Below are 20,634 nucleotides of genomic sequence, written 5' to 3'. Positions count from 1 at the left end.
TTGAAAACGATAGATATCATAAGTATAGGTGAAGTGTTAATTGATTTTATTGGTCATGAAGTGAATACCTCTATCAATAGAACCAAAGATTACCATCGCTTTTTAGGAGGCTCTCCAACCAATGTAGCAGTAAATGCCTCTCGTTTAGGATTGAATTCCGTTTTGGTCGCCTCGTGTGGTCAAGATGGTTTGGGCGATTATGTAATTAGAAAATTAAAATCTAATGAAGTGAACGTGAAACATATCAGAATGGCAGAAACAGCTCCCACTTCTGTAATTTTTGTTTCGAAATCGACAGAGACTCCCGATTTTATTCCATATCGTCAGGCAGATTGTGAAATTTTTGAATCCCAGTTACCAGATGAAATAATAGCAGACGCTAAGATTTTTCATACTACTTGTTTTGCGTTAAGTAAAAATCCTGCCCGTCAAACAATTTTAAATCGAGCCAAAAAAGCAGCCGAATTAGGGTTGAAATTGAGTATTGATATTAATTTTTCGGAACGAATTTGGCCCAATAGAGAAGAAGCCAAACAAGTTTTAAAAGAATATTTAGCCAATGATCCGCTAGTAAAATTAAGCGAAGACGATTGTTACCGATTATTTGCTGAAGTGAAATCTGAAGAATTTATTTTTAATTACTTTCATCAGTTAGGTGCTACTACAATTTGCCTTACGAAAGGCAAAAATGGAGTTGTAGTTTCCGATGTAAAGGAAGGTTTGTTGTTTCAACCCGCTATTCAAATTGATGAAATTAAAGATACGACTGGCGCAGGTGATGCCTTTTGGACCGGTTTTTTATACGCACAAATTGAAAACAAATCCTTAGAAGATTGTGTAACGATTGCACAAAAATTAGCCACAATCAAATTACAAAATGTAGGAAGATTACCAGATAACATTAATATCAAACAAATTATTCAAACTTAAAGTTAGTTGTGTTTTTATATTTTAGTTAAGAGCTGTAATCAATATTGCAGCTTTTTTTATAGCTTCCTATATTTTAAAAATTAATTAATGTGACAAATAAATTTTTTATGATGTGTTATTAGTAAATTTGATGTTTCATCAAAATAGATAGGAATTAGTTATTTTTAAATTATCGTTTCCAATGATTTTATCTATTTATAAAATCAGTTATTGGTTTTTAAAATTTAATTGAACTTTCTTGTACATAAAAATCCCCAAAAAACAATTGCCTTTTGGGGAAATAAATTTAATGTTTTTAAGTCTAAAACTCGAAACTTAACAAAAATTCACTAGTGTTTCTAGCCCTAGCAAGATTTGTTTTCGTACTTGTCTCGTTAACATATCCAATGATTAGTCGATTATTAATCTTAACATTAATTAAGCCTGCAAATGTATTATCTGTTCTGTATGTTCCTCCAAGCTCTAAGATGTCATTAAAATTAAACATGGTGTTAAAATCCATTGATATTGGTGCAGCATTTACATATCTCAGAAAGAATGACGGTTTTAGTGTGTAACGATTAGCGTCATCAAAATGAATGTCATAACCTGAACTCAAATAAATGTGAGGTTTGTCTGTTGCTACAGCAGCATAACCATCATTGTTTTTAGCTCTTTCCGTATTTAACATTCTTGGAACAGATAACGAAACGAAAAGATCTTTATATTTGACTAAACCACCAACTCCAATATTTGGGTTGAATGAACTTATTGAATTTAGTGATGGATCACTCATAATATTATAAGTTTGAAGTCCTGCCGTATTAACATTGTAAAAGTTTCCACCACCTTTAATTCCTAAGTATACATTAGTGTTTTCACTAACTTTTAATTTATATGAAAAGTCAAGGCCTAAAAAGGTTTGTTTTTCAATAAAAGTTTTGTCACTCACCATAGAAATACCAAGTCCAGTATTTTTCCCTAATGGGGTTCCAAAAGCTAAAGTTTGAGTTTCAGGAGCATTTTCAATACCAGTCCATTGTTCTCTAACCCCACTTGATATTACAGTTTTGTTATCAACACCAACATAAGCTGGATTTACAATGTTCATTTGATATCTATAAAAAGCAAAAATGCTTTCTTGTTGGGCAAATGCACTACTACCAACAAGAAGTAGTGCTATAAATATTTTATTTAAAAATTTCATTTTTGTTATTTTAATGATTACTGACGAGTTATATAAATCCAACCATCTTTTTCAATGCTTCCATTACCGTCTAAATCTAATTGATAATAATATGAACCTGAATCTGGTAATGGTTGATTGTTGTTTTTATAGGCACCATTCCAATTGTTTTGATAACCTCTTGCGAAAAACACTTCAGAACCCCATCTGTTAAATACTCTAACAGTATTATTCGGGTGGTTTTCGATGTTATAAATCATCCAAGTATCGTTAATACCATCGCCATTAGGAGTAATAGCTTCAGAAACATTAACTTCTATTAAATCACATACATCTCCAATACCGTCGTTGTCGCGATCTTCTTGATTAGGATTATAAATAAATGGGCAGTTATCCGTTGTATCTGTATAACCATCATTATCATCATCGTCATCACAAACATCTCCTAATCCATCATTGTCATTATCTGCTTGATCGCTATTTGCAATCAATTCACAATTATCAGACGTGTCTAAAACACCATCATTGTCATCATCGTCATCACAGTTATCTCTAATTCCATCGGTATCGTTGTCACCGAAATTATTAGTTACGGTAACTATAGCTGTTGCTGTTCCTATATTTCCATTTACATCAGTAATAGTAAGAATTACAGTATTAGGACCAACATTGTTACAATTAAAATTTAAGGTATTTAATGATGAAGAAGCAATCCCACAATTGTCAGTTGAACCATTGTTAACCTGAGCAGCCGTAATTGTTGCATTACCTGTTGCATCTAATTGAACTGTTATGTTTTGAGTTATTACTGTTGGAAGAACAGTATCTTGAACAGTTACCGTAGCCGTTCCAGTACTTGTGTTTCCATTTGCATCCGTTACTGTTAAAGTCACTGTATTTGGGCCAACATTAGCACAAGTAAAAGTATTTGGTGAAACAGTAATTGTAGCAATACCACAATTATCAGTTGAGCCATTATCAACTTGAGCAGCTGTGATTGTTGCATTTCCTGTTGCGTCCAATTGAACGGTTATGTTTTGAGTAATCACTGTTGGAAGAACAGTATCTTGAATCGTTACCGTAGCCGTTCCAGTACTCATGTTTCCATTTGCATCCGTTACTGTTAAAGTCACAGTATTTGGGCCAACATTAGCACAAGTAAAAGTATTTGGTGAGACAGTAACTGAAGCCACACTACAATTATCAGTTGAACCATTATCAATTTGAGCTGCTGTAATTGTTGCATTTCCAGTTGCGTCTAGTTGAACGGTTATGTTTTGAGTTATTACTGTTGGAAGAATAGCATCTTGAACAGTTACCGTAGCCGTTCCAGTACTTATATTTCCATTTACATCCGTTACTGTTAAAGTCACTGTATTTGGGCCAACATTAGCACAAGTAAAAGCATTTGGTGAGACAGTAACTGAAGCCACACTACAATTATCAGTTGAACCATTATCAATTTGAGCAGCCGTAATTGTTGCATTTCCAGTTGCGTCTACTTGAACGGTTATGTTTTGAGTAATTACAGTAGGCGATTGAGTATCTGTTACAACAACATCAAACGAACAATTGCTTGAGTTTCCTGATGGATCTGTGGCTACAAAAGTATTTGTAGTTGTTCCTATAGGAAATACAGATCCGCTTGGTAAACCAGTAGTTTGTGTTATTAAAACAGATGACTGTGCGGCATTGCTTAGAAATGCTTGAGCTATTGCTTGTGTCTGTGCATCATTAATATAGCTTCCAGAATTACCAGAATACAATAGATAGTAAATTCTTGTAGATGCATTAATATTGTTTAAGCTATGTAAGCCATCATTGGTATCTGTAGCAAAAGTCTGACTCGCAGAAGGGTTTGTTGGAACAATCATTAACTGATTAATTGAAGGGTCAAAAGCGTTATAAACACGTTTAACAAAGCAATTGTATCCAATTCCGTTTACTGTAATTGAGAATGAACTAGCATCTGTTGAACCATTTCCGTCAGCTCCTAAATTTCCAGTAGTATTAAAATTGCTTACGTTATTAATATCTGCTGCTAAAATAAACATACATGGATTCAAAGATCCTGTAGTTCCATTAGTAATATAACTAGTAAAATATCTTCCACTACTACCAAAAGCACTTGAATTAACAATGTTATTTTGAGAGTATTGTATATTTGATGCAAAATTGGTGTTTAAAATATTTCCCCCGTCATACATATCGCTAAATCCATCAAAGATAACATTTCCATTTAAACCATTGTCCATTTCAAACACTACAGGATTTGGAATTGTTGCTAAAATTGTATTAGAATTTGTATTAATGTTTGCAAGTACATTTTCAAGCGTGCTTATGTTTGTTCCTGGACAATTGTCTGTAGCTGTTGGCATAGCATAAGTGATGGTTGCGCCACATAAACCAGCAGTATTGTTCACAGAGATGTTAGAAGGACACGTAATTGATGGAGCAATAGCATCAGATTGCCCCATTCCTTGAATATCAAAATTATAAGGATTTTCATCACTATCATTGTTAGAAATAGAAATTGTTGCAGTTCTTAAACCATTCGCCGATGGATCAAACGTTATTTGATAAGTAGTTGAACCAGCAACAGCAACAGGGCTTGTCGGAGCTAAGGTTACTGTAAAATCACTTGCATTAGCACCTGTAATAGTTGGGGTAGAAAACGTTAAATCTGTATTCCCTGTATTCTCAATAGTAAACGTTTTCAAAATTGTTCCTGAACAGGTTAAAACCCCTCCGAAATCAGTACCATCAGCTAATGATGGTGTAATGTCCCCATCTACAATTGAAATTGAATTTCCCAATACATTTATTTCTGGAGAAGTTAGTACTGGAGAATATGAAAGACACTCATTTGCTGGAGATATCCATGAACTTGAATTTCTTCCGGGAACAGATGTGCTTCCAACTAAATTATCCTGAATACCCATTGTTGCAGTTCTCCCAACATGATTGTTATTCGCTGAAAGCATTCTTATCTCACCTGTTGTTTCATACAATTGAATCTGAACACTTGCTTCATTTGCTGGACTACAACAAAAACCAACATTGTTGTAATTCACTACAAAAATTCTATTTGGAGCCACTCCAGTAGTGAAATAATTAAAAGTAGAGCCCACCGTAAACATATCGTCCCAAGCCCATGAAATTAAAGTTCTTGTGAAAGTAGTGGGTAAAATTTGACCAGTACAACAACCTTGATTGGCTGTTGGATCAAAACTCAAAAAACCATTGGTGGAGATTACCAAATCTGTATAATTTGTGCCATAAAATGGAAAAGTAAATCCTATCGGGACAAGTCCTGAAATTATATCATCCCCTGATGGTAGAGCCGTTCCGCCTCCCACAATTGGAGAATATGCACAATTTGAAACGGTATAAACTTGTGCGTTAGATAATTGAACGAATAATAAAGTTAGTATAGAAAGTGTAATATTCCTATAAATTTTTGAAGTAAAATCTGTTTTCATAACAGTTTTTATTGGTATTTTTTTTAACCAATAGGTAGTTTTCTGTTTCATTAGTTGATTATTAGTTTGTGTTTAATTAATTATTTTCAAATTTATTCTAAGTGCTAGTTTTCATAAAAAAAAATGTCATGAAAAAGCTCATTTGTGTCATAGGAAGAGAAGTTTTAATGCTTAATAATGTTATTTTTAAGTTTTTTAAGTCCTAAGAAAAAAGTATGAGAAATTGTATTGTGCTACTTTTCAATTTCATTATTTTTACAAAATTGATAAATTTTAAAGTTCCTTCAAATAAGGGGAAACCCCTGAATTACACAAAATGCTGTTTTCTGAATTTTAATTAAATGTTTTTTCTTTGTTTTTTTGGTTTAAAAAACAAATAAGTGTGTTAGGTTAATTTTTTTAATAGCTTAAAAGATGTAAAGCTATTTAAACACAATGGGCGAGATTTGTTATGTTTAATATAAAAATAACTGATAATTAAATATTTACAGTTGTATTTAAAAAGAATAACAACTTTTTAATTAAACTTTATTGTTATTTCATTGCTTATTTTATCTTTGTAAGTTGATGCAAATGATTATATATGTCTAAAAGTAATAATAAAAGAAGAGAAGCCTTACTATATCACGCCAAACCAACACCTGGGAAAATTCAGGTTGTGCCAACAAAAAAATATGCTACCCAACGAGATTTGTCTTTGGCTTATTCGCCAGGCGTAGCCGAGCCGTGTTTGGAAATTGCAAAGGATATTAATAATGTTTATAAATATACTGCTAAAGGAAATTTAGTAGCTGTAATTACCAATGGTACTGCGGTTTTAGGGTTAGGCGATATTGGTCCGGAAGCCTCTAAACCTGTAATGGAAGGAAAAGCTTTATTGTTTAAAATATTCTCTGATATTGACGTTTTTGATATTGAAGTAGATGCTACGGATATTGATAAATTCGTAGAAACAGTTAAAGCGATTGCGCCAACTTTTGGTGGAATTAATTTAGAAGATATCAAAGCTCCAGAATCTTTCGAAATTGAAAGAAGATTAGTAGAAGAATTGAATATTCCTGTCATGCACGATGACCAACACGGAACCGCAATTATTTCTTCTGCAGCACTTTTAAATGCTATTGAATTAGCCGAAAAAGATATTGCTAAAGTTAAAATTGTAGTTTCAGGAGCGGGTTCAGCCGCTTTAGCTTGTGCCAACTTGTATGTTTTATTAGGTGTGAAACCTGAAAATTTATACATGTTCGATGTAAATGGTTTGTTAACTACTTGTAGAGAGGACGTTTCGGAACTTCAAATGCGTTACGCCAAATCTTGTAATCCAGCACCGTTATCGGAAATTATTAAAGATGCCGATATGTTTTTGGGCTTATCTGTTGGTGGTATTTTAAAACCAGAAATGTTATTGTCTATGGCCGCCAATCCTATTGTGTTCGCTATGGCCAATCCAGAACCAGAAATTGATTATAATGTTGCCATTAATACACGTGAAGACATCATTATGGCAACCGGTCGTTCGGATTATCCAAACCAAGTAAATAATGTATTAGGATTTCCATATATTTTCCGTGGTGCGCTAGATGTTAGAGCACGAAAAATTAACGAAGCTATGAAAATGGCTGCTGTTAGAGCCTTAGCAGAATTAGCTAAAACTCCAGTTCCAGAACAAGTAAATATCGCATATGGCGAAAAGAAATTAGTTTTTGGAAGAGATTATATCATTCCAAAACCATTTGATCCAAGATTAATTTCTACGATTTCTCCAGCAGTTGCCAAAGCAGCAATGGAAAGCGGTGTGGCCGATGTTGAAATTACAGATTGGGAAAAATATGCCGACGAGTTACAAGAACGTTTGGGTGGCGACAATAAAATTGTAAAACTACTTTCAAACAGGGCCAAAACACAACCAAAAACTATCGTTTTCGCAGAAGCCGACCAGTTAGATGTGTTGAAAGCGGCACAAATTGTTCATGAAGAAGGTATAGGTGTGCCTATTTTGTTAGGAAATTTAGAAATCATTCAGGAACTTAAAGAAGAAATTGGATTCGATGCAGAATTGCGAATTATCGATCCGAAGTCAAAAGAAGAAGATAAAACAAGAGAAAAATACGCGCAATACTTCTGGTCTACAAGGCAACGCAGAGGTACTTCATTATTAGATGCGCAAAAATGGATGCGTGAAAGAAATTATTTCGCAGCCATGATGGTAAACTCAGGCGATGCTGATTGTATGGTTACGGGTTATTCTCGTAGTTACCCAAATGTGGTGAAACCTGTAATGGAGTTAATCGATAAGCAACAAGGTGTGAGCCGAATTGCTACAACAAATATTATGAATACCAAGCGTGGTCCAATATTTTTATCAGACACAGCTATTAATCCAAATCCGTCAGCTGAAGAATTGGCGAAAATTGCTTTGATGACTGCAAAAACAGCCCGATTATTTGGTATTGAACCTGTAATTGCTATGATTTCGTTTTCGAATTTTGGTTCGTCGTCTCATGAAAGCGCTATTAAAGTTAGACAAGCAGTTAAAATTTTACACGAAAATCATCCTGAATTAATTGTGGATGGTGAAATTCAAACGGACTTCGCTTTAAATTCTGATATGCTTAAAAGTAAATTCCCTTTTTCTAAATTAGCGAATAGAAAAGTAAATACACTAATATTTCCTAATTTAGACGCTGCCAATATTACTTACAAGATGCTAAAAGAATTAGATAAAGTGGTTTCCATTGGTCCGATTATGATGGGATTAGAAAAACCAGTGCATATTTTCCAATTGGGAGCAAGTGTAGAAGAAATGGTAAACATGGCAGCAGTTGCTGTAGTAGATGCTCAAGAAAAATTAAAAAACAAATTGAAAGTAAAAAATAAAAAGTAGAGACGCGATTTATCGCATCTAACAATACATATAAATGCGATCAATCACATCTAAATAAAAAATAACAATCGAAAAGTAATTAGTGATTTACGATTATTGATTTACGATTATTGATTTACGATTTAAGAAATTAAGAAATTAAAAAATATTGCGAACCTTGTAAATTGCATACAAGTTAGCGATTAAGAAAATATATGATTGCACACATTCAAGGAAAATTAGTAGAGAAAACACCAACAGAAGTTGTGATAGAGTGTAATGGTGTGGGCTACGAAATTCATATTTCATTACATACGTATTCTCAAATTCCTGAATCTGAGAATGTTAAATTGTATACTTTTTTACAAGTTAAAGAAGATTCTCATTCTTTATTCGGATTTGCCGATAAGAAAGAAAGAGAATTGTTTAAACTTTTAATTTCTGTATCTGGAATTGGCGCCAATACTGCTAGAACCATGCTTTCTTCCTTACAACCAGAACAGATCATTCAGGCCATTGCTTCAAATGATGTTGGAACAGTTCAATCTATAAAAGGAATCGGACTAAAAACAGCACAAAGAGTGATTTTAGATCTGAAAGACAAAGTGTTAAAAATATATGCTATCGAAGAAATTTCTGGTAGTTCATACAATACAAACAAAGAAGAAGCGTTATCTGCATTAGAAGTTTTAGGATACATCAGAAAAAATGCCGAAAAAGTTCTTGAAAAAATCATTACAAATAGTCCGAACGCTTCGGTTGAAGACTTAATTAAACAAGCTTTAAAAGTATTATAATTTGAAATCACAATTAACAAATAGTTTGCCAAAGCAAACACCAATAAAAATAGAAGTGATTCATATGTTACCTGTAAATAATATGCTTTAAACATATGAAAAAATTATTTAAAAATATAGTTTCAAAAACTACTGTCGTTGTATTAATGATGTTAGTTAGTGTTTTTAGTTATGCTCAAGATGCACCTGTTCAAACACCAGACACTACAAAAACAGGATATGCCGTTGGGAAAATTACAATGCCAAATCCTAAAAGTATTATAGATGGCTATACTTATGATCCCATTTCTAATCGTTATATTTATACAGCTTCTATAGATGGTTTTACTATCGATTATCCTCTAATTTTGACTCCTGAAGAGTACGAAAAATTGGTTAGGAAAGAAAATATGAGAAAGTATTTTCAGGAAAAATTAAATGCAGTTGACGGAAAACGCGCAGGTTCTGAAGAAGCTAGAAAAAATTTATTACCCAGATTTTACGTGAATAATAAATTTTTTGAAGCCATTTTTGGTGGGAATACTATCGATGTAAAACCAAGTGGCTCCGTAGAAGTTGATTTAGGTGTCCGATTTACAAAACAAGATAATCCTTCGTTTTCTCCAAGAAATAGAAGAACAACTGCCTTCGATTTCAATCAAAGAATTTCAATGGGTTTACAAGGAAAGGTAGGAACTCGATTGAATGTAAATATTAATTACGATACCCAATCTACTTTCGCTTTTCAAAATTTAATTAAACTAGATTTTACGCCAACTGAAGATGATATTTTACAAAAAATTGAAGTGGGAAATGTTAGTTTTCCAATTTCGAATTCATTAATTCGTGGTGCACAAAGTTTGTTTGGAGTTAAAACACAGCTGCAGTTTGGAAAAACTACGTTTACTGGGGTTTTCTCTGAACAAAAATCGCAATCCAGATCGATTACTACTCAAGGTGGCGGAACCATACAAGAATTTGATTTTTTTGCTTTAGACTATGATTCGGATAAGCACTATTTTTTATCGCAATATTTTAGAAATAACTATGATAATGCTTTAAGAAATTATCCAGTGATCGATTCTCGTGCTCAAATCACTAGAATGGAAGTTTGGATTACCAACAAGCAAAATAGAGTCACTACAACCGACAATAATTTAAGAAATATTATTGCTTTACAAGATTTAGGAGAATCGCAATTAGCAGCAACTCCAGATGATCAGGTGGTGGGTACAGATTTAACATTAAATCCAACACTTTTTAATGTTCCGCCAGATTCTCCAACAGATAATAAGAATAACAAATACAATCCTTTAACCATAGGACAAGCAGGAAGTTTTTTAAATGCTGCGATAAGGGAAATTGCCACAGCTTCCAATGGTTTTAATGTTAATGCTACTTCATCAAGTACCTATTCGGAAGGTATCGATTATTCTAAATTAGAAAACGCAAGAAAATTATCGCCTTCAGAATATACCTTTCATCCACAATTAGGATATATTTCCTTAAATCAGAAATTACAAAATGATGAGGTTTTAGCAGTAGCTTATCAGTATACTGTTGGTGGAGAGGTGTATCAAGTAGGGGAATTTGCTAATGATGGTTTAGAATCTACAACTGTTGATCCGGTTGGTGTTCCAACAACTCAGGCTTTGATTTTAAAAATGTTAAAAGGAAGTTTGATCAATGTAAGTGAGCCAAGTTGGGATTTAATGATGAAGAATATTTATCAAATTCCAGGTGGTATTCAATTGCAACAACAAGATTTTAAGTTTAACATCTTATACCAAGATCCATCACCTTTAAATTACATAACACCATCAGGAATTGATCCTTTACCTGCAGATGTTGCCAATACACCATTACTTAAAGTTTTCAATTTGGATAAGTTAAACTTTACAAACGATCCGCAACCTAATGGAGATGGATTTTTCGATTTTTATCCAGGTATTACAGTAGATGCTCAATACGGTAGAATTATCTTCACAACGGTTGAACCTTTCGGAAAACATTTATTTAATAAATTAGATGTTACAACGCTAACAGAAGATTACGATACACCATTATCTTACAATTCGAATCAGGCTAAATACGTTTTCCGTACATTATATAAATCTACACAAGCTGCAGCATTACAAGAAAGTGCGAAGAATAAATTTAAACTAAAAGGTAGTTTTAAATCGACCGGTGGCGATGGAATTTCTTTAGGAGCGTTTAATGTACCGCAAGGAAGTGTAGTGGTAACTGCTGGTGGTAGAATTTTAGCTGAAGGTATAGATTATACCGTAAATTATCAAGCAGGTAAGGTAAATATATTAGATCCTTCCTTATTGGCTTCAAACACACCAATTAATGTTTCTTTAGAAAATAATTCAGTTTTCGGACAACAAACCAAACGTTTTTATGGTTTAAATGTGGAACATAAATTTAACGATAAATTCTTACTTGGAGGAACTTTCTTGAAAATGACAGAAAGACCTTTTACCCAAAAAACAGATTACAATCAGGAATCGGTTAACAATACAATTGTTGGTTTAAATACTAATTTTTCTACAGAAGTTCCGTTTTTGACTAGATTGGTAAATAAATTACCAAATGTTGAAACAGAAGCACCATCAAATTTATCGTTTAGAGGGGAATTTGCATATTTATTTCCTAACGCTCCAAAAACATCAGATTTTAATGGCGAACCTACTTCATATATTGATGATTTTGAAGGTTCTCAATCTAATATCGATTTAAAATCGCCTTTAGCTTGGTCTTTAGCCAGTACACCAATTGGTTTTGGTGGAGAACTTAATGAAAACGATTTAAACTACGGATACAGAAGAGCCAAATTATCTTGGTACAATATCGATCCAGTTTTTTATGTAGATCAACCAACAGGAATTAATGACAATGATATTTCATCTAATAAAACCAGAAGAATTTTTAGTCAAGAATTGTTCCCGAATATCGATATTCCTCAGGGTCAAACGAATGTGATAAACACTTTAGATTTAACGTATTATCCGAGAGAACGTGGACCATATAATTACAATCCAATAGCAGCAGGAACCAATCAGTTTCCAGCTTTGGATGCACCAAATAATTGGGGTGGAATTATGCGTGCTATCAATACCACAAATTTTGAACAATCTAATGTAGAGTATGTGCAGTTTTGGATGATGGATCCATATACAGGAAATCCTGGTGATGTATCTAATCCAACAAATACTGGGGTTTTAACTTTAAACTTAGGTGAAATTAGTGAAGACATCCTGAAAGACGGTAGAAAATTATATGAAAATGGATTACCAGAAAATGGAGGAACGCAACCTACTTATACCACCAATTGGGGAAAAGTTCCTGCATCACAATCTTTAATTTATGCATTTGATACGAATGAAGGAAATAGAGGTGTACAAGATGTGGGTTTAAATGGTTTAAATGATGACGAAGAAAAAATTGAACATCCAGCTTTTGCAGCTTTTGGAGATGCTTCTGCCGATAACTATAATTTTTATTTGAACGCAACAGGATCTATTTTAGATCGCTATAAAAATTATAATGGTTTAGAAAATAATTCTCCAATAACCGTTACAGACACCAATAGAGGGAATTCTACAATTCCAGATGTAGAAGATTTGAATAGAGATAATACCATGAATACTATTAATGCGTATTATAAATTTAACATTCCAATTTCTCCTAATCCAGTTGTTGGTCAAAATTATGTGTCAGATGTATTAACTACTACGCAAACCATGCCAAACGGGCAAACCACAGATGTAAAATGGGTACAATATAAAATTCCAATTTTAGAAGCAACTGCAGCTAATATTGAAGGGCCAATTTCAGATTTTAGAACGATTCGATTTATGAGAATGTTTTTAACAGGATTTAGTGAAGAGGTAACACTTCGTTTAGGAACGTTAGATTTAGTTCGCGGCGAATGGAGACGTTATGTAAATACTTTAGATGCAGCAGATACAGATGTTTCAGACGACGACACAGGTTTTGATGTGGTGGCTGTGAATGTTCAGGAGAATGCAAGTAGAAGTCCAATTCCTTATGTTGTACCACCAGGTGTAGACAGAGAGCAATTGTTTAATAATAATACGGTTATCAATCAAAACGAACAATCTTTATCGTTACGAGTATATAAAAAAGATCCAGCTTTAGTAGGATTAGGTGGTTTAGAAGAAAATGACGCGCGTGCCGTTTTTAAAAATGTAGATGTTGATATGCGTCAGTATAAAAAACTTCGTATGTTTTTACACGCAGAACCATTAGAAGTAGATGTTGCTGGAGGAAATGATTTGAAAGATGACGAAATGGTAGCTTTCATTCGTTTAGGAAATGACTTTACAGATAACTTTTATCAAATAGAAATGCCGCTTAAAGTGAGTTCGTTAAGTGCCAGAAGTGCAGAAGAAGTTTGGTTGGCAGAAAACGAAATTGAATTGCCTCTCGCGCTTTTATCTAAAATTAAAAGTTTAAATATTGCTGGTGATCCTTCCATAATTCCTGATGCTAATGGAATTGCTTTTTTAAACGAAAGTGTATTAGGTTCTAGTAAGGATAGAATGAATATTGGTATTAAAGGAAATCCAAATTTCGGACAAGTAAGAACATTGATGGTCGGTTTAAAAAATCCGAATCCCGATGCAACTGGACCCATTCGTGGAGAAGTTTGGTTTAACGAACTTCGTATGTCTGAAATTGATAACAAAGGTGGATATGCTGCAGTAGCTAATTTAGATACTAATTTAGCCGATTTTGCAACATTTTCAGCTACAGGTCGTATCAGTACCATTGGTTTTGGAGCATTAGAAGAAGGACCAAACGAAAGAAGTAGAGAAGATGTCAAACAATATGATATCGTTTCTAACTTTAATGTTGGACAATTATTACCAAAAAAATGGAAAATCAATTTGCCATTTAATTATGCTATTGGAGAACAAATTATTACGCCAAAATTCGATCCACTTTACCAAGATTTAGAATTGAAACAGGTTATAGCAGCCGAATCTAATCCAGCTAAAAAGGAAGAAATAGAAAACCGTGCAATTGATTATACAAAACGTACCAGTGTTAATTTTATTGGTGTAAAAAAAGATCGTGGTGAAAAACAAAAACAACATTTTTATGATGTAGAAAACGTAACTCTTTCTTATTCTTTCAACGAAATGCTGCATCGCGATTTCCAAGTGGAAAATCTTATAGATCAACAACAAAAAACATCTTTAGATTACGCTTATTCATTTAAACCTTTGTCGATTGAACCTTTTAAAAAGAATAAATTTTTCAAGAAAAATGGATATTACAAAGCTTTAAGCGATTTTAATTTTAATTTCTTACCAAGTAATGTTACTTTTAATTCAAACATTATCAGACAATTTAATCGCCAACAATTCCGATTAATAGATGTTCAAGGTATTGGTTTAGATCCGTTGTACAGAAGAAATTATTTCTTTAATTATCAATATGGAGTTAATTTCCCAATTACTAAAGCGTTAAAGTTAAATTATACTGCGGCAAATAATAATATCGTTAGAAATTATTTTGATGCACAAAACAATCCTATAAACGACTTAGATATTTGGAATGATTATTGGAATTTTGGTAGCGCCAATACACACAATCAACAAATTACAGCCAATTACGATTTGCCAATTAATAAAATCCCGCTTTTAAGTTTTATTAAATCATCTTATATTTATACGGGCGATTTTAGTTGGCAACGTTCCTCTGATGCTTTCGCTACTTTTCAAGCACTAGATGGCACCGTTTATCAATTAGGGAATACTATTCAAAATGCTAATTCACATAAAATTAATGCAGGATTAGACATGAATGCATTTTATAAATATATCGGATTAACCGCTAAAAAACAGAAAAAACAACCTGCTGCTACAAAAAAAACACCACCAAAACCAGGTGAAAAAGTAGTCAATACTGCTCCGAAAGTAATTCAGCAAGATAGAAATGGCTTGGCTAAATTCGGAATTGGTTTGCTAACTTCAGTAAAAAACATTCAAGTTAATTACTCAGAATCAGGCGGAACGCTCTTACCAGGATATTTACCAGGTTTAGGTTTCTTCGGAACCTCGCGTCCTTCTTTAGGTTTTGTTTTCGGTGATCAATCGGATATTCGCTACGAAGCAGCTAAAAGAGGTTATTTAACGAACTACCCAGAATTTAATCAAAGTTTTACACAAATTCAATCTAAAAGATTAGACTATACAGCTCAAGTTGAATTTATTCCAGAATTAAAAATTGATGTAAGTGCAGAACGTAATATTACAGAAAATTATTCGGAACAATTTGATGCTGTTGGTGGAAATTATAATTCGCTTTCTCCTTTTAGTACAGGGAATTTTAATATTTCTACGATTATGATTAAAACGGCTTTTAAAGCTAGTAATGAAAACGAATCAGAAATTTTTGATAGATTCCGTAAAAACAGATATGCTGTGGCCACACGATTAGCGGAACAATTTTATGGAACTTCAGCTTTTCCTGTTGGTCCGGATGGTTTTCCAACTGGATTCGGAAAAAATAGTCAGCGTGTTTTAGTTCCTGCATTTATTTCAGCTTATTCAGGTGTAAAAACTTCTGGAGTTCAAACGGGTTTATTCTCAAGTTTTCCACTTCCAAACTGGACGTTAAAATACACAGGTTTAATGAAATTGGCTTGGTTTAAAGATAATTTTAAACGTTTTTCTGTGCAACATGGTTACCGTTCGAGTTATAGTGTAAATGCTTACAGAAGTAATTTGAATCCTAGTCCAACCGATACCAATGGAAACTTTTTCCCTGATATTATTACTTCTAATGTGAATTTAACAGAACAATTTAATCCGTTAATTAATATTAATTTCGAATTAAAAAACTCATTTAATATTATGGCGGAAGTTAAAAAAGACAGAAGTTTAAACATGAGTTTCGATAATAATTTACTAACCGAAGTACAAGGAAATGACTACACGGTTCGATTAGGATACAGAATTAAAGGCGTACAATTTAATTCAAAATTAGCCGACAATGCGCAAGGAATGATTAAAAGTGATATTAATGTAAAAGCCGATTTTACGTTAAGAAAAAACATGACTATTGTGCGATATTTAGATTATGATAACAATCAATTAGGTGGAGGACAAAATATTTGGTCATTCAAATTAACAGCTGATTATTCGTTTAGCAAGAATTTTACCGCTATTTTCTTCTACGATCATCAGTTTTCTAAAGCAGTTGTTTCAACCGCATTTCCACTTACTAACATCCGTTCAGGATTCACATTACGTTATAATTTCGGAAATTAAAAAATAAAAATTAATAGTAAATTTTAAGAATATAATTTACATTTGTCAAAAATAAAACACAATTAAAGATATGAATATACCAGCAAACTTAAAGTACACAAAAGACCACGAGTGGGTTTCAATTGATGGAGATGTAGCAACTGTAGGAATTACTGATTTTGCTCAGAAAGAATTAGGAGATATTGTTTATGTTGAAGTAGAAACTTTAGACCAAACTTTAGATAAAGATGAGGTTTTTGGTACTGTGGAAGCGGTAAAAACAGTTTCTGATTTATTTTTACCATTAAGTGGAGAAATTATTGAATTTAATGAAGATTTAGAAAGTAATCCAGAACATGTAAATTCAGATCCTTATGGAGCGGGTTGGATGGTAAAAGTGAAAATTTCAAATGCTGCTGAAATAGAAGAATTATTATCGAGTGAAGCATACTCAACACTTGTCGGAGCCTAATTTTTTTAAGATTATTGCCGTTTTTTGGACGGCGTTAATTTTTTATTTAAGCCTAGATAATTCGCCAAATGTTCCAAATATAAGTTTTGAAAATAAAGATAAAATAGTTCATTTTTTATTCTATTTCTTTTTTGTAATGTTTTGGTTTAAAGGGTTACAACTACAAAATTTTAATTTTTGTTTACTCCTTTTTTTTATCGCCGTTTCAACTGGAATTATTATTGAGTTTTTACAAAAATATTTTACTGCAAATAGATCTTTTGATGGGTATGATATTTTAGCCAATACCTTTGGAGCCGTAACTGGTTTATTGATAGTGCTAAAAAAAATAAAATAAAAGCAATATAAAATCTCACTTTAGTGAGATTTTTTTATTTTTACCAATATTTAAATGTATGACTATTAAAAGTTATTTAGACGCAACTTATTTAAAAACAGCTAGCCAAGCCCATGTTTCCAAAAAAGAACATCAAAATTTGGTTCGTGATTTTGTGCAAGAAGCTATTGATGAAGCATTTAAATTGGTAATGCTTAGACCTGAAGAAATTCCAATGGCTAAGCAGTTGCTTGTTGAGGCTAATTCTAAAGTTTTGATTGGTACCGTAATTGGTTTTCCAGAAGGCACAAATTCTCTTGAAGCGAAACTTTTAGAAGCCAATCAAGCGATTCATGATGGAGTAGATGAATTAGATTTTGTTGTTAATTTTGAAGCGTTCAAGTCTGGTGAAATTGATTTAGTAAAAGAAGAAGTCAAATTAGGTACAAAGTTAGGTTTGGAACAGCACAAAGTAGTAAAGTGGATTATCGAAGTTGCCGCTCTAAATGGCGCTCAAATTATTCAGTTAACAACTTTGATTAAAAATGTTGTGGTTTCCAATTTTAAAGAAAAAGATTTTGAGAATGTCTTTGTTAAGTCATCCACAGGGTTTTATAAAACAAAAGACGGATTGCCAAATGGAGCTACATTTCCAACAATTATAGCCATGTTAGAAAATGCATTTCCATTGCAGGTAAAAGCTTCTGGTGGAATTAAAACCAAAGAAGAAGCATTAGAAATGATAAAATTAGGTGTCAAAAGAATTGGCACTTCATCAGCCAAAGCCATCGCTGAAGGAGCCTCAATTTTAGGTGAATATTAAAGTAGAGATACGATTTATCGCGTCTTTTAAAAGTTGCAAGTAAAAAGTAAAAAGAATAAAGTAGTTAGATAATTAAAGTAAAAATAATGTAAAATTATTCTTTGCAAACCTTAGCGGAAAACCTTCGTGTTTCTCTGCGGTAAACAAAAAAACATCAAATGAAAAAAATTTTAATCACCATAGTTGTGCTGTTTTCTCTGTCTGTTTTTTCACAAAGCAATACAGAAAAATTCCCTGTTTTTGAAAATTGCAACGTGCAATCAGAAAATGAAATTTGTTTTTTTACTACTATTCAAGATCATTTTAAGAAAAATTTTAGTAAAGAATTTACTTCCGAAAAATCAACTATAATTGCGCTATTTGGAGTAGATACTTTAGGCAAGTTTGAAGTTTTGTATATTGATGCCACTTCAGAAGAAATTAAAGCGGAAACCAAACGCGTATTTTCCATGCTTTCAAAAGTGCAACCCGCCACTTATAACGGTAAACCGGTTTATGCTAAATATACTTTAAAAGTAAACTTTCCTTTTTCAGACAATGAAATAAATAATACAAAAACAGCAGTAATAAATAAAAATGATAAAATTACAGCTAAAAGTGAATTGAAAGAATTTGAGAATATCGTGTATAATACATTCGAAAATCCTCAATTTAAAAGTGGTTTAAATATTCCATTTAATCATCAAAAATATGCCGAATTTGAAGTGTTTATGAATCAGGTTGGCGCAAATAGTCATACCGCTGAAAAACCTTATTCGTACAAAGATGTAAGCAAGTATTACGATTTTGAAAAAAGTTACCAAACTAAACTAAAGGCTAAATCGTCTTGGTGGGGAAGAAAATTTTGGGATGAAAATTTAGTAGAAGTTCAAGGTGATGGCTATTGGTTTTTATTCAATCCTATTTTAGATGTTCGTGGTGGAAAAGATTTTGATAGTGAATTGAAAAATACGTTTGTTAACACACGTGGTGTAAACATTCAAGCTGGTTTAGGTAAAAATATAACCTTTACTACCTCTATTTATGAAAGTCAAGGTCGTTTTGCAGATTATTACAACGCTTATGCAATTAGTTTAGCGCCATCTGGTGGAAATCCAGCTACTATTCCCGGTGTAGGAATAGCCAAGCAATTTAAAGTAGATGCTTTCGATTTTCCAATGGCAGAAGCGAATATTAAGTTTACTGCGAATCAGTTTTTTGATGTGCAGTTAGGATATGGAAGAAATTTTATCGGAGACGGTTATCGATCAGTTATTCAGAGTGATGCTACAAGTCCTTATCCGTTTATTAAGTTTAATACGACTTTTTGGAAGATTAAATACACAAATACTTACATGTTTTTAAGAGATATTACTCCAGAAAACACCATGCAAGATACCTATGCTTCTAAATATATGGCCAATCATTATTTAAGTTGGAATGTTACTAAAAGATGGAATTTAGGCTTGTTTGAAAGTGTAGTTTGGTCTAACACTAACGGTCGAGGTTTTGATCCTAATTTTATCAATCCAATTATTTTTTATCGTGCGGTTGAATTTGCTTCTTCGCCAAAGTCTGGAAATGCGCTAATTGGTTTAACATCCAAATATAAGTTTAACAGTCAGATTATAGGTTATGGTCAGCTTCTAGTAGACGAGTTTTCAGTTGGCGACGTTTCAAAAGGAAATAAAAGTTGGAAAAATAAATTCGGCTATCAAATTGGAGCGAAATACTTTAACGCATTCGATATTGAAAATTTAACCTTACAAGCAGAATATAATATTGTTCGACCTTATGTTTATTCTCATAGCGCTACACTTACTAATTATGCGCACAATAACCAAAGTATGGGCCACGCTTGGGGCGCCAATTTTAAAGAGTTAATCGGAATTGCTCGTTATAACAAAAACAGGTATTTTGCACAAGCGAAATTAATTTACGGGAAACGAGGCTTCGATTACACAGATGGAACTAATAACTTTAATTATGGAACCAATTTATTTATTCCGTATGATAGTACCGTTAATCCGAGACCTTACGATGAAGGTGTTTTTGCTGGTCAAGGAAATACAACATCAATTTTGATTGGCGATTTTACAGCAGGATATTTAATTAATCCGTCTTCTAATTTAAAAATATTTGCCAATTTGGTTCACAGAAGTTTCGATCCTACAAAAGTTTCGGCAACTTTTGAAAAATCAAATACCACTTGGGTTTCCATAGGGATTTCAACAGATTTATTCAATTGGTATTTCGACTATTAATTTTTCTTATTAAATATCATTACTGCTTCAAATAAACAATCATAAGCGTATTGTTTTGTTGTTATAATCGGTTTGGTTTTGCAATTTAACAATCAATTTTAGGTGTTAAATTATTCATAGGAATTTCATAATAATGTCTCAAGAGATATTTCTATGTCCTTAAATATTATTTCCAAATTAAATTTAGTCTAACAATATTTTGTTTTTAATCGTTACTAAAAAGATTTTATTATTTTTCAATTCGAAATTTATTCAGAATCAAGATAAATAGGGGTGTT

General features: G+C 32.6%; 10 protein-coding genes. 8 read left to right on the top strand and 2 right to left on the bottom strand.

Features of this window, described 5'->3' with window-relative positions; translation table 11 throughout:
* Complete coding sequence (locus tag G4D72_RS09035) at positions 1-930, top strand: carbohydrate kinase family protein (RefSeq protein WP_166077356.1); 930 nt, start codon at positions 1-3, stop codon at positions 928-930.
* A gap of 301 nt (positions 931-1,231) precedes the next feature.
* Here G4D72_RS09035 and G4D72_RS09030 read toward each other — a convergent pair whose 3' ends face one another.
* Positions 1,232-2,116: a PorP/SprF family type IX secretion system membrane protein gene (locus G4D72_RS09030; protein WP_166077355.1), complete on the bottom strand. Its 885-nt coding sequence runs from the start codon at positions 2,114-2,116 to the stop codon at positions 1,232-1,234.
* A 17-nt stretch (positions 2,117-2,133) separates the two neighbouring features.
* Positions 2,134-5,577, bottom strand: a complete 3,444-nt coding sequence (locus G4D72_RS09025) for a T9SS type B sorting domain-containing protein (RefSeq protein ID WP_166077354.1) — start codon at positions 5,575-5,577, stop codon at positions 2,134-2,136.
* Positions 5,578-6,160: 583 nt separating this feature from the next.
* Here G4D72_RS09025 and G4D72_RS09020 point away from each other — a divergent pair.
* The 7 genes from G4D72_RS09020 (at position 6,161) to G4D72_RS08990 (ending at position 20,356) form a co-directional block, all read left to right on the top strand.
* Positions 6,161-8,461, top strand: coding sequence for an NADP-dependent malic enzyme (locus G4D72_RS09020; protein ID WP_166077353.1), 2,301 nt, complete (start codon positions 6,161-6,163; stop codon positions 8,459-8,461).
* Positions 8,462-8,655: 194 nt separating this feature from the next.
* A complete protein-coding gene (ruvA, locus tag G4D72_RS09015; RefSeq protein ID WP_166077352.1) occupies positions 8,656-9,237 on the top strand; it encodes a Holliday junction branch migration protein RuvA in 582 nt (193 codons plus the stop codon).
* Positions 9,238-9,332: 95 nt separating this feature from the next.
* Positions 9,333-16,523, top strand: coding sequence for a T9SS outer membrane translocon Sov/SprA (gene sov, locus G4D72_RS09010; protein WP_166077351.1), 7,191 nt, complete (start codon positions 9,333-9,335; stop codon positions 16,521-16,523).
* A 70-nt stretch (positions 16,524-16,593) separates the two neighbouring features.
* Positions 16,594-16,974: a glycine cleavage system protein GcvH gene (gene gcvH, locus G4D72_RS09005; RefSeq protein WP_166077350.1), complete on the top strand. Its 381-nt coding sequence runs from the start codon at positions 16,594-16,596 to the stop codon at positions 16,972-16,974.
* The gene (locus G4D72_RS13585; protein ID WP_394367570.1) at positions 16,943-17,311 is read left to right on the top strand and encodes a VanZ family protein; all 369 of its coding nucleotides are present in this window, start codon (positions 16,943-16,945) and stop codon (positions 17,309-17,311) included. Before gcvH ends, G4D72_RS13585 begins: the two co-directional genes overlap by 32 nt.
* 58 nt (positions 17,312-17,369) lie before the next feature.
* On the top strand, positions 17,370-18,113 hold the full coding sequence (gene deoC, locus G4D72_RS08995) for a deoxyribose-phosphate aldolase (RefSeq protein ID WP_166077348.1): 744 nt from the start codon (positions 17,370-17,372) through the stop codon (positions 18,111-18,113).
* Between the two features lie 158 nt (positions 18,114-18,271).
* Positions 18,272-20,356 (top strand): gliding motility protein RemB, encoded by a 2,085-nt coding sequence (locus tag G4D72_RS08990; RefSeq protein WP_166077347.1) that lies wholly within the window; start codon positions 18,272-18,274, stop codon positions 20,354-20,356.
* Positions 20,357-20,634: the final 278 nt, after the last annotated feature.

Origin of the sequence: Flavobacterium difficile, from assembly GCF_011392115.1 — a bacterium.
Classification (GTDB): Bacteria; Bacteroidota; Bacteroidia; order Flavobacteriales; family Flavobacteriaceae; genus Flavobacterium; species Flavobacterium difficile.
The sequence above is the reverse complement of the archived record's forward strand: the minus strand, read 5'-3'. Positions and strand labels throughout refer to the sequence as shown.

What these genes read in the sequence shown, in the direction of transcription:
- ruvA (WP_166077352.1), top strand. Translation starts at nt 8,656, where the DNA reads ATGATTGCACACATTCAAGGAAAATTAGTAGAGAAAACACCAACAGAA.
- G4D72_RS09025 (WP_166077354.1), bottom strand. Translation starts at nt 5,577, where the DNA reads ATGAAAACAGATTTTACTTCAAAAATTTATAGGAATATTACACTTTCT.
- deoC (WP_166077348.1), top strand. Translation starts at nt 17,370, where the DNA reads ATGACTATTAAAAGTTATTTAGACGCAACTTATTTAAAAACAGCTAGC.
- G4D72_RS08990 (WP_166077347.1), top strand. Translation starts at nt 18,272, where the DNA reads ATGAAAAAAATTTTAATCACCATAGTTGTGCTGTTTTCTCTGTCTGTT.
- G4D72_RS09030 (WP_166077355.1), bottom strand. Translation starts at nt 2,116, where the DNA reads ATGAAATTTTTAAATAAAATATTTATAGCACTACTTCTTGTTGGTAGT.
- sov (WP_166077351.1), top strand. Translation starts at nt 9,333, where the DNA reads ATGAAAAAATTATTTAAAAATATAGTTTCAAAAACTACTGTCGTTGTA.
- G4D72_RS09020 (WP_166077353.1), top strand. Translation starts at nt 6,161, where the DNA reads ATGTCTAAAAGTAATAATAAAAGAAGAGAAGCCTTACTATATCACGCC.
- gcvH (WP_166077350.1), top strand. Translation starts at nt 16,594, where the DNA reads ATGAATATACCAGCAAACTTAAAGTACACAAAAGACCACGAGTGGGTT.